An 11,855-nucleotide genomic window follows, 5' to 3' on the forward strand; every position below is an offset into this window, starting at 1 on the left:
TACTGCAGGGGGGACCCTGTGGGAGAGTAGGACGCCGCCGAACAATCTTTGAGAGAAAGCCCCCTGACGGGATGTCAGGGGGCTTTCTCGCGTTTCCGGGGGATTTCGGCCGCCCGGATCGGGCCGGGTGCGGGGTGTGGGTGAACGAGTCCGGTCCGTGATCGTCGGGCTGTTGTTTGACTCGGGGGTAGGCGGCAGACTGCCCGTCATCAGATTGGTCCAGACCATCGAGTGACGGCGGAAGGGCTACGGGGGACATGGAAACGGACGGGCGCGGTTCGCCCGCGGGGGTACGGCGGGCCGGGCAGCACGGGGTCGTGCTGGGGGCGGCGGCGGTGACGGTGTTGTTGGCCGTGGCGGTGTTGACGGCGTTGACCGCGCTGACGGGCAGTTCGGTGACGGAGGGGATGCGGCACCGGTTGGCGGAGGATCCGCGGTTGTCGCTCTCGGTGTCGGGGCGGTACGCGGAGGGGGCGGACGAGAAGGCGGACGGCCAGGTTCGGGCGGCCCTGCACCGGGCGTTGCCGGGGACGGCGGTGCGGGTGGAGGAGGTGCTGCACACGTCGAGCTCGTTGACCCTGCCGACGTCGGCTTCGGCGTCCGGTCCGGGCCCGGAGGCGGGGGCGGCGGGGGAGTTGGTGACGTTGCTGGCGGTGCCGGAGCCGCAGCGGGTCGCGGAGTTGACGCAGGGAGCCTGGCCGGCGGGGGCGGAGCAGGTGGCGTTGTCGGAGGTGGTGGCGCGTCGGCTGGGGGTTTCGGTCGGTGGGACGGTGCCGCTGCTGAAGGCGAACGGGTCGTTCCCGGTGACGGTGAGCGGGGTGTACCGGCCGGCGCCGGGGGCGGAGGCGCTGTGGCGGGCCTGGCAGGAGGCGACCTCGTTGAGGGGGCCGGAGGGGCTGGTGCTGTCCGCGCGGGAGCTGCTGCGGACGAATCCGGTGCTGCGGGACGAGTTGGACGTGCAGTGGACGGGGCTGCCGGATCCGGGGCGGTGGCGGATCGACGGGTTGGCGGCGCTGCGGGGCCGGGTGGAGCGGTTGACCGGGGGTGACGCGGCCAGGGCGGTGTTCCGGGGGACGGAGCGGCCGGTGGAGGCGCTGCGGGCGTCCAGTGGGATTCCGGTGGCGCTGGGGGAGTTGGCGGCGCCGATGATGGTGGCGCGCTCGGGGATGCTGGTGCCGGTGACGATGCTGGCGGTGCTGTCGGCGGTGACGATGGTGCTGACGGCGCGTCAACTGACGGAGTTCCGGCGGGCGGAGCTGCTGCTGCAGTTGGCGCGCGGTGCGGGTCGGGCCCGGTTGTCGGGGGCCGCGGCGGTGGAGTGGGCGTTGTGCACGGTGCCGGCGGCGGTGCTGGGCGTGTGGGTGGCGGGGCCGTTGTTGCGGTTGTTGGAGCGGTCGGGGTTGCCGGTGGAGGGCGCCGCCGGGCAGGCGGCCGGTCCGGCGGCGTGGGCCGTGGCGGGGACGGCGTTGCTGCTGCACGGGTGCGCGGCGCTGCTGCCGGTGGTGTGGGCGGCGGACGGTGGCGAACGGGAGACGCCATCGCGCAGTGCCCGGCGGGCGGTCGCGCAGCGGGCCGGCGCGGATCTGGTGCTGGCCGCGCTCGCGGTCCTGGCGTACCTGCAACTGCGACAGTACGAGGGGTTGTTGAGTCCGGCGTCGAGTGCGGTCGGATTCGATCCGGTGTTGGTGGCGGCTCCGGTGGTGATGACGGTGGCGGCGGCGTTGCTGCTGCTGCGGCTGTTGCCGCCGCTGGGGCGGGCGTTGGAGTGGTTGGCGCGGCGCGGGCGGGGTCTGGTGGCGCCGTTGAGCGGTTGGCAGGTGAGCCGGGGGCGTGCGGGTCAGGGCGCTCCGGTGCTGTTGATGGCGCTGGCGCTGGCGGTGGGGGCGTTGACCACCACGGTGATCGCCGGTGAGGCGCCGAGCGACCGGGACCGGGCGGCGTTCGAGGTGGGCGCGGACCTGCGGGTGACGGGGGGCGAGCTTCCGTCGGGGGCGCGGTACGAGGCGTTGGCGGGGTTGCCGGGGGTGGCGGCGGTGACGCCGCTGGTGTCGGCGCAGGGCGAGGTGCGCGGTGCGCCGACCACGGTGCTGGGGGTGGACACGGCGGCGGTGCGTCCGGTGGCGACGGCGGGGCGGATGGCGTCGGGGGCGTGGACGCACGCGGTGCCCGCGGTCCGTTCGGATCTTGAACGTGGTTCGCTGGCCGAGCAGTTGGGTCGGTTGGGGGAGGCCGTGCCGGTGCACGGGATGGCGCTGGAGGGCCGGCCGGAGTCGGTGCGGGTGCGGGTGGCGCTGTCCTCGTCGGTGCCGGTCGAGCGGAACGGTCCGATGTGGTTGTCGGTCCGGGTGGAGGACGCGAGCGGGCTGGTGACGACGGCCCGGGCGCGGTTGGTGCCGGACGGGGTGTCGCGCACGGTGACGCTGCCGCTGGGGTCGGGGGCGCTGGGGTCGGGGGCGCTGCACTACCCGTTGCAGGTGACGGGGTTGGCGTTGCGGAGCACGCCGGTGCAGGGGTATCCGCGGCCGACGCTGGGGTTGGAGGTGTCGGAGGTGGTGGGGTCGGCGCTGCCGGCCGGGATGGAGTGGGGGGACGCGACCCGGGGGGCGCTGGTGGCGACCGGGCTGGGGTGTCCGGGGCGTTCGGAGCAGGGCGAGGTGCCGGTGTCGAGGTCCGGGGTGTGCGAGGTGGCGCGGCCCGGGGAGGGCGGGCTGCTGTCGGCGGTGGTGCGCGGGGTCGAGCCGGCCATCGGGGTGCCGCCGGGACCGGCGGCAGAGTCGTTCGTGCTGAGTTCGGGTGCGGACACGGTGTCCTTCACGCTGCTGCCGGCGGGGTCGCCGAGGGTGTCGCCGGGGCGGGGCGCGGTGGTGCCCGCGCTGGTGAACGAGGCGTTCGTGCGGGCGACCGGTGTCGGGCCGGGCCGGGACGCGCGGGTGATGGCGGGCAAGGAGGACCAGTTCGGGTTGCGGGTGGTCGGGGTGCTGGCGGACCTGCCGGGCGGTGCGGGCCGGGACGTGCCGCAGGCGCTGGTGGACTCGCGGGCGTGGGCCGGGGCGCGGGCGGAGACGGGTCTGCCGCCGCTCGTGGACGAGGCGTGGCTGTTGGCGGCGGACTCGAAGGACGGCGTGGTGCGGGCGGAGCGGGCGCTGGCGGCCGATCCCCGGCTGGGCCGGGTGCGCAGTGCCCGGGCGGAGGCGGTGGCGTTGGCGGAGGATCCGTTCCGGTCCGGGCGGCGCAGTGCGCTGGTGCTGTCGTTGGCGTTGTCGCCGGTGTTCGCGGTGGCCGGTTTCACGGTGCACGCGGTGGGTTCGGCGCGGTCCAGGCGGCGGGAGTTCGCGGTGCTGCGGGCGTTGGGGGTGCGGCGCCGGCAGTTGGCCGGGGTGCTGCGGTTGGAGCAGTCCGTGGTGGTGGGGTTCGCGGTGCTGCTGGGGGCCGTCCTGGGGGTGGTGCTGGCGGCGGTGGTGCTGCCGTTGATCGTGGTCGACGGTGGTGGCCGGGCGGTGTTCCCGGCCCTGGAGTTGACGGTGGGGTGGGGGTGGACGGCGGTGGTGGTGCTGGCGACCGGCCTGGGGGTCGGTTCGGTGGTGCTGGTGCTGTCGCGGATGTTGGCGCGGGTCGATCTGGCGCGTGAGCTTCGGGCGGGGGAGAACGGATGAACGGGCTGGACGGACGGCGGTTGTTCGGGCGGCGGCTGGGCGGTTTCGGCGGCTGGCGGCCGGCCGGCCGGGAGGTCCGGACGGGTTGGCCGGTGCTGCTGGTGCTGGCGGCGCTGACGGCGGTGCTGACGGTGGCGACGCTGCTGTGGCCGCCGGTGTTCGACCGGTTGGCGACGGAGGAGCTGGCGCGCCGGTTGGAGGTGGCGCAGCGGGACGGGCCGCTGCTGGTGTCGCGGGCGGAGTTGAACGCGCCGGTGGACGCCGGGGGCGCGTTGCGGGTGCCGCAGTTCGGCACGTTGGACACCGACCTGACCCGGGTCGGCGAGACGGTCCGGCAGGGTGCGTCCGGGGAGTTGGCGCGGACGCTGTCCCGGGTGTCGGGGTGGGCGCAGGCCGACGGCATGGCGCTGTCCGGCGACGGGGTGCCGAAGCCGCACGGCAATCCGGGGATGGTGGCGCCGGTCTACGCGCAGGACGCGGCGGACCGGGTGCGCTGGGTGGCCGGCCGGGCGCCGGGGCAGCCGGCCGGCGCGGAGTCCGCGCCGATCGAACTGGGCCTGGCCGCGGCCTCGTTGGAGCAGTTCGGGTTGAAGCTCGGGCAGCGCGTGTTCATGGCGGGCCGGTACGGGGGCACCGAGGCGGTGGTGGTCGGCGAGTTCGAGCCGCTGGACGCTTCGGACGACCTGTGGCGGGAGCTGCCGCTGCTGAACTCGCCGATGGACGCGCACGTGCAGGACGACGTCTACATCCGGTACGGGCAGGCGATGGTGGCTCCGGCGGGGCTGGAGGCGTTGGAGGCGCGGGGGACGCGGACGGTGGAGGCGACCTGGGTGCTCTGGGCGGCGGAGCAGCCCTGGGGGACCGGCGGGACGGCTGCCGGGGCGCGTGAACTGTCGGCGCGGGCGCGGGAGTTCCCGTCGACGGCGGCGGTGGCGGTCTGCGGTGACGTGGTCTCGGACGTGTTCCCCTGCCCGGCCGGGACGCGGACGTTGAAGGTGCCGCGGCTTACCGAGCGCTTGTCGGCGCTGGTGGACGGGTTCGCCGTGCAGCGGGCCCGGACGGTGGTGCTGCAGTCGTTCGCGCTGGCGGGCCTGCTGGCGGTCGGGGTGTCCACGGCGGTGGCCGCGGCCCGGCTCGGGGCGCGGCGCCGGGAGGGGGCGCTGGCGCTGCAGCGGGCCCGGGGTGCGGGTGAGCCCGCACTGGCGGCCGTTCGGCTGCTGGAGGCCGTTCCGGCGGCGTTGGCGGGCCTGCTGGCGGGTTGGGCGGTGGCCGTCCGGTGGTCCGACGGGCGTCCGCTGGGGGAGTGGTGGCCGGCCTGGCTGGCGGCGGCGCTGGTGGCGTGCGCGCCGGCGGTGGCGGTGTGGTGGCAGGGCCGGGCGGTGCGCCGGGCGGGCCGGGTGCCGGTGCGTCGGCGGGGGCTGCGGCGGGTGTCGGGCCTGTCGGCGCGGCTGGTCGTGGAGGGTGCGGTGCTGCTGCTCGCGGGGGCGGGCGTGCTGCAGTTGCGGCTGCGCGGCGCGGCTCCGGCGGGTGCCGAGACGGATCCCCAACTGGCGCTGGTTCCGGTGCTGTTGGGTCTGGCGGCGGTGGTCGTGGTGCTGCGGGTGTACCCGCTGCCGCTGCGGCTGGTGACGGCCTGGGCGCGGCGTCGGCGCGGTGCGGTGGCGCTGGTCGGCCTGGCGCAGGCGGGGCGGCGTTCGGGGGCGGCGGCGACGGCGCTGCTGGTGCTGGTGCCGGCGTTGGCCTGCGCGGTGTTCGGCGCGCTGGTGTCGGGCACCGTCCGGGAGGGCCGGGTGGCGGCCGCGCAGTGGCGCACGGGTGGTGACGCGGTGGTCCTGGGTCCGTCGCAACGGCCTTTGCCGGTCGAGGAGTTGTGTCGGGTCCCGGGGGTGGCCGGGGTGCTGTCGGTGCGCGGTGCGCGGGCCACGCTGACCTCGGACGAGGACGGGACGAAGGTGAAGGGCGTCGCGCTGGTCGGGGTCGATCCGGTGGCGCTGGCCCGGTACGAGCCGGGGTCGGTGCTGGCGCGGGCGCTGGCCGGGGCGCCGGAGCTGTCCGAGCCGCTCGCGGCGGGGGCCGAACTCCCGGTGCTGGCCGACCGGGTGACGGCGGAGCGGTTCCCCGGGGGGACGTTCGACGCGGACGCGGGCTCGACCCGGGTGCGGGTGCGGATCGTCGGGACGCTGCCGGACGGGGCGGCCGCCGACCGGGCGGTCGGCCCGGTGGTCGGGGACGTCGGGACCGCGGGCGGGCTGCTGGTGGCCGGCGGTCCGGGTGCGGAGCAGGTGCCCCGGCAGAACGGGCTGCGCGGCGCGGCGGTGCTGTTCGCCGAGCCGGGCCGGCCGGGTTCGCCGGCGGGTGCGGGCCGGATCGACGCGGAGCGGCTGCGGGCGGTGGTCGAGGGTTCGGCGGCGGCCGCGGGCGCGGGCGGCGGCGGTGCGGCGGGTGGTGCGGTGAACCGCGGCGCGCCGGTCGAGATCCGTTTCCTGGACGGGCAGTTGCGGGAGTCGGCGGGGGACGGGCTGGTGTCCGCGCTGGAGACGGCGTTCCGGGCGTCGGCGGCGATCGGGCTGCTGCTGGGGCTGGCCGCGGTGGTGCTGGAGCTGCTGCTGAGCTCGGTGGAGCGCGGGCGGGCGCTGGCGCACCTGCGGACGCTGGGGCTCGGCGGGCGGGCCGCGACGGGGGTGCGGCTGGTCCAGTTGCTGCCGCTGACGGTCGCGGCGGTGGTGGGCGGCACGCTGCTCGGGCTGGCCCTGCCGTGGCTGCTCGGTCCGGCGCTGGAGCTGCGGGTGTTCACCGGGGGGCCGGGCGCGCCGGCGTTCGCCCCGGACTGGGCGGCCGTCGCGGCGGCGGCGCTGGGCCTGCTGGTGCTGGTCCCGTGCGCGGCGGCGCTGGAGGGGGTGACGGGTCGGCGGCGCGTCCCGCGGGTCCTCCGGTTGGGGGAGGGCGTGCAGTAGCGGACCCCGGGCGGGGTGGTGCGCCGCCGGCGCGCGGCCCCGCCCGGGGCCCTGTCGTGCTTCCGCCGTGCTTCCGCCGTGCGGGAGTGTCGGCGGCACGGAGTACCTTTCGCGGTGGAGTGTCCCTGATCGCGGGTGAGGTGTCCGTTGCAGCTGGCTCAGGTGGAGGGGGTCCTGGAGCGGATCACGTACGCCAACGAGGAGACGGGCTACACGGTCGCCCGGGTGGACACCGGGCGCGGGGCGAACGACCTGCTGACGGTGGTGGGGGCGCTGCTGGGGGCGCAGGTGGGGGAGAGCCTGCGGCTGTTCGGGCGGTGGGGTTCGCACCCGCAGTACGGGCGGCAGTTCACGGTGGAGAACTACACGACGGTGCTGCCGGCCACCGTCCAGGGCATCCAGCGGTACCTGGGCTCCGGGCTGATCAAGGGCATCGGTCCGCGGTTCGCGGAGCGGATCGTGGAGCGCTTCGGGGTGGAGACCCTGGAGGTGATCGAGAACGAGCCGGGGCGGCTGATCGAGGTGCCGGGCCTGGGCCCGAAGCGGACGAAGATGATCGCGAAGGCCTGGGAGGAGCAGAAGTCCATCAAGGAGGTGATGGTCTTCCTGCAGGGCGTGCAGGTGTCGACGTCGCTGGCGGTGCGGATCTACAAGCAGTACGGCGACGGCTCGATCGGGGTGGTGAAGAACCAGCCGTACCGCCTGGCGTCGGACGTGTGGGGCATCGGCTTCCTGACGGCGGACCGGATCGCGCAGGCGGTCGGCATCCCGCACGACTCGCCGGAGCGGGTGAAGGCGGGCCTGCAGTACGCGCTGTCGCAGTCCACCGACAACGGGCACTGCTACCTGCCGGAGGAGCGGCTGATCGCGGACGGCGTGAAGCTGCTGCAGGTGGACGTCGGCCTGGTGATCGACTGCCTGGCGGAGCTGGTCGCGGCGGAGGGCGTGGTGCGCGAGCGGCTGCCGGGGGGCGACGGGCAGGAGGTGACGGCGGTGTACCTGGTGCCGTTCCACCGGGCGGAGCTCTCGATGGCGGGCCAGCTGCTGCGGTTGCTGCGCTCCGGCGAGGACCGGCTGCCGTGGTTCCGGGGGGTGGACTGGCCGGCCGCGCTGGGCTGGCTGGCGAAGCGGACGGGGGCCGAACTCGCCCCGGAGCAGGAGCAGTCGGTGCGCCTGGCGCTGACCGAGAAGGTCGCGGTGCTGACCGGCGGCCCGGGCTGCGGCAAGTCGTTCACGGTGAAGTCGATCGTCGAGCTGGCGCTGGCCAAGCGGGCGAAGGTGGTGCTGGCGGCGCCGACCGGGCGGGCGGCGAAGCGGCTGGCGGAGCTGACCGGCGCGGAGGCGTCCACGGTGCACCGGCTGCTGGAGCTGAAGCCGGGCGGGGACGCCGCGTACGACCGGGACCGGCCGCTGGACGCCGACCTGGTGGTGGTCGACGAGGCCTCGATGCTGGACCTCATCCTGGCGAACAAGCTGGTCAAGGCGGTCGCGCCGGGCGCCCACCTGCTCTTCGTGGGGGACGTCGACCAGCTGCCCTCGGTGGGCGCCGGCGAGGTGCTGCGGGACATGCTCGCGCCCGGCGGTCCGATCCCGTCGGTGCGGCTGACCAGGATCTTCCGGCAGGCCCAGCAGTCCGGCGTGGTGGTCAACGCGCACCGGATCAACGAGGGCCTGCCGCCGAAGACCGACGGCCTGCCGGACTTCTTCCTGTTCGCCGAGGAGGACTCCGAGCGCGCCGCGGGCCTGACGGTCGACGTGGTGGCCCGCCGGATCCCGCAGCGCTTCGGCCTCGACCCGCGCCGCGACGTCCAGGTGCTGGCCCCGATGCACCGCGGCCCGGCCGGCGCGGGCGCGCTGAACACGCTGCTCCAGGCGGCCGTCACCCCGGCCCGCGAGGGCCTGGCCGAGCGCCGCTTCGGCGGGCGGACGTTCCGGGTCGGCGACAAGGTCACCCAGATCCGCAACAACTACGACAAGGGCCGCAGCGGCGTCTTCAACGGCACGGTGGGCGTGGTGACGGCGCTGAACGCGGACGACCAGCGGCTGACCGTGCTGACCGACGAGGACGAGGAGGTCCCGTACGACTTCGACGAGCTCGACGAGCTGGCGCACGCGTACGCGGTGACGATCCACCGTTCGCAGGGCAGCGAGTACCCGGCGGTGGTGATTCCCGTCACGATGTCGGCCTGGCCGATGCTGCAGCGGAACCTGTTGTACACGGCGGTGACGCGGGCGAAGAAGCTGGTGGTACTGGTCGGGTCGCGCAAGGCCATCGCGCAGGCGGTGCGGGCGGTGAGCACCGGTCGGCGGCACTCCGCGCTGGACCACAGATTGGCTGCGGGCTGAGTTCGAGGGGGTACGGTACGTTCAGAGGTTGTCTTGACGTGAAGAGATTTAGGGCGGAACCTGGTCCGTGCCAATGCCGATCTTGTCCGGTTCGCACCGGTGGCGGCGGCGGAGTTTGTAGGCCCCGGTCCTTCCCGGGGTCACCCCCGGGTGCGCGGCCGTCCTTCGGGTGGGGGATCGTTGAGACAGTCAGGGCAGTCGGATGAGGATCAATTTCGTCGGTGAGGAAGACGTGAGCGACAAATCGGTAGTACTGCGGTACCAGGACGGCGAGTACGAGTACCCCGTCGTCGAGAGCACTGCGGGCAACTCCGGCTTCGACATCTCGAAGCTGCTCCCGCAGACCGGCCTGGTCACCCTGGACAACGGTTTCGGCAACACCGCCGCCAACAAGTCCGCGATCACCTTCATTGACGGTGACGCCGGCATCCTGCGCTACCGCGGCTACCCGATCGAGCAGCTGGCCGGTGAGGCCAACTTCATCGAGACCGCTTACCTGCTGATCAACGGCGAGCTGCCGAACGAGGGCCAGCTCGCGACGTTCAGCAACGAGATCACCCAGCACACGCTGCTGCACGAGGACGTCAAGCGCTTCTTCCAGGGCTTCCCCCGGGATGCGCACCCGATGGCGATGCTCTCCTCGGTGGTCGGCGCGCTCTCCACGTTCTACCCGGAGAGCCACAACCCGTTCGACGAGGCGCAGCGCCACCTGTCGACGGTCCGCCTGCTGGCGAAGCTGCCGACCATCGCGGCGTACGCGTACAAGAAGGCGATGGGCCAGCCCTTCGTCTACCCGCGCAACGACCTCGGCTACGTCGAGAACTTCCTGCGGATGACCTTCGCCGTCCCGGCCGAGGACTACGAGCTGAACCCGGTCGTGGTCAACGCCCTGGACAAGCTGCTCATCCTGCACGCGGACCACGAGCAGAACTGCTCCACCTCGACGGTGCGCCTGGTCGGCTCCTCGCACGCCAACCTGTTCGCCTCCATCTCGGCGGGCATCTCGGCGCTGTGGGGCCCGCTGCACGGCGGCGCCAACCAGGCCGTGCTGGAGATGCTGGAGCAGATCCAGAAGGACGGCGGCGACGTCGACGCGTTCATCCGCAAGGTGAAGAACCGCGAGGACGGCGTCAAGCTGATGGGCTTCGGCCACCGCGTCTACAAGGCGTTCGACCCGCGCGCCGCGCAGGTCAAGGTGCTCGCCCACGAGGTGCTGGCCCAGCTCGGCAAGTCCGACGCGCTGCTGGACATCGCGCTCAAGCTGGAGGAGCACGCGCTCAAGGACGACTTCTTCGTCTCGCGCAAGCTCTACCCGAACGTGGACTTCTACACGGGCCTGATCTACCGCGCGATGGGCTTCCCGACCAGCATGTTCACCGTGCTGTTCGCGCTCGGCCGGCTCCCCGGCTGGATCGCCCACTGGCACGAGATGATCAAGGACCCGACCAGCCGGATCGGCCGCCCGCGGCAGATCTACACCGGCGTCGAGATCCGCGACTACGTGCCGCTCGACGCGCGCTGAGCCGACGGCCGGCCCGACCGGCCGCCAGGTGCCCGAAGGGGCCCGGTCCCGCCCTCCCGTACAGGGGGCGGGACCGGGCCCCTTCGCCGTTCCGTTGCTGCCGCGCTGGGGCGCACGGCGCCCGGGACGGCCCCGGCCCTGGGACACGGCCGCTCAAAGCGTTCCCAGGGGCCCCGGGTCCGGCCCGGTTGCCGTGCGCGAGGGCGGTCGACGAATCGACAGCCCGTCCGGGGCCCGCCGGAGCCCCGCTCTACAAAAGGTAAGACGTACCAGGGGGCGCAGAGTTACGCCAGGGGGGTGTGAGTTGCCTCTCTCCACTCTCCGTGTGCGTCCGCGCACCCGGACGGTCGACCGCATACCACACCGCACACCCGCCGCGCGGCGTCACCCACCCCGCTGCCGTCGCAACCCAGCGTGATAGGAATCGTGGCAATCCGGTACGGACCGCCTGCGAGCCGCGGCGCGGCGAACGGTCAGGGAGGGAGCGCGCAATGGCCAGGAACGTCGTCGTCACCGGTGGAGGCACCGGCATCGGGCTGGAGGTCGCCCGGCGCTTCGCCGAGGCCGGCGAGCGCGTGGTGATCGTCGGCCGCCGCCCCGGCGTCCTCGACCAGGCCGCGCAGGAGATCGGACCCCACGTCACCCCGCTGGTGTGCGACCTCGCCGACCCCGACGCCGTCGAGGCCGCGCTGGACGCGCTGCCCGCCCGGATCGACGTCCTGGTCAACAACGCCGGCAGCCGGGAGACCGTGCTCGGCGCCGGACCCCACGCCGTCCTGGCCCGCTGGCGCGGCGACTTCGAACGCAACGTGCTCACCGCCGTGCTGCTCACCGAATCCGTCCGCGACCGCCTCACCCCCGGCTCCGGCCGGGTCGTCACCGTCTCCTCCATCGCCGCGCTGCGCGGCGCGGGCTCCTACGGCGCGGCGAAGGCCTCCCTGCACGCCTGGAACCACTTCCTGGCCGCGCAGCTCGGCCCGTCCGGCATCACCGCCAACATCGTCGCGCCCGGCACCGTCGCGGGCACCGAGTTCTTCGGCCCCCGCCTGGACGACGCCGAGGTCGCGCGCCGCTCGGCCCGCACGCTGCTCGGCCGGATCGGCGAGTCGGGGGAGGTCGCGGCCGCGGTGTACTTCCTGGCCTCGGCGGAGGCCGGGTTCATCACCGGGGAGATCCTGCACTGCAACGGCGGGGAACTGCTCGGCCGTTGACGCCGGTCGCCGACGGTCCCCGGGCCCTCGGAGGGGCCCTCGGTCACCCGGCGGTGGGCCGGAACTTGCGCAGGCGCAGGCTGTTGCCGACCACGAAGACGGAGGAGAAGGCCATGGCGGCGCCGGCGATCATGGGGTTGAGGAGGCCGGTGGCGGCGAGGGGGAGGGC

The 11,855-nt window shown here is 74.3% G+C and carries 5 protein-coding genes; all 5 read left to right on the top strand.

The window, feature by feature from the left end; translation table 11 throughout:
- Window positions 1–257 precede the first annotated feature (257 nt).
- The 5 genes from ACZ3J7_RS40160 (at window position 258) to ACZ3J7_RS40180 (ending at window position 11,686) form a co-directional block, all read left to right on the top strand.
- Window positions 258–3,653 (top strand): FtsX-like permease family protein, encoded by a 3,396-nt coding sequence (locus ACZ3J7_RS40160; RefSeq protein WP_465628349.1) that lies wholly within the window; start codon window positions 258–260, stop codon window positions 3,651–3,653.
- Window positions 3,650–6,607 (top strand): hypothetical protein, encoded by a 2,958-nt coding sequence (locus tag ACZ3J7_RS40165; protein ID WP_465628351.1) that lies wholly within the window; start codon window positions 3,650–3,652, stop codon window positions 6,605–6,607. The genes ACZ3J7_RS40160 and ACZ3J7_RS40165 overlap by 4 nt, the downstream gene beginning before the upstream one ends.
- 147 nt (window positions 6,608–6,754) lie before the next feature.
- A complete protein-coding gene (gene recD2 / locus ACZ3J7_RS40170) occupies window positions 6,755–8,953 on the top strand; it encodes an SF1B family DNA helicase RecD2 (RefSeq protein ID WP_465628353.1) in 2,199 nt (732 codons plus the stop codon).
- Between the two features lie 232 nt (window positions 8,954–9,185).
- The gene (locus ACZ3J7_RS40175; RefSeq protein WP_465628355.1) at window positions 9,186–10,475 is read left to right on the top strand and encodes a citrate synthase; all 1,290 of its coding nucleotides are present in this window, start codon (window positions 9,186–9,188) and stop codon (window positions 10,473–10,475) included.
- Between the two features lie 491 nt (window positions 10,476–10,966).
- On the top strand, window positions 10,967–11,686 hold the full coding sequence (locus tag ACZ3J7_RS40180; protein WP_465628357.1) for an SDR family NAD(P)-dependent oxidoreductase: 720 nt from the start codon (window positions 10,967–10,969) through the stop codon (window positions 11,684–11,686).
- Window positions 11,687–11,855 lie beyond the last annotated feature (169 nt).

This window comes from Kitasatospora sp. NPDC015121 (assembly GCF_055562955.1).

Excerpts from the sequence above, each read along its gene's own strand:
- ACZ3J7_RS40180 (WP_465628357.1), top strand. The coding sequence starts at position 10,967 with ATGGCCAGGAACGTCGTCGTCACCGGTGGAGGCACCGGCATCGGGCTG.
- ACZ3J7_RS40160 (WP_465628349.1), top strand. The coding sequence starts at position 258 with ATGGAAACGGACGGGCGCGGTTCGCCCGCGGGGGTACGGCGGGCCGGG.
- ACZ3J7_RS40165 (WP_465628351.1), top strand. The coding sequence starts at position 3,650 with ATGAACGGGCTGGACGGACGGCGGTTGTTCGGGCGGCGGCTGGGCGGT.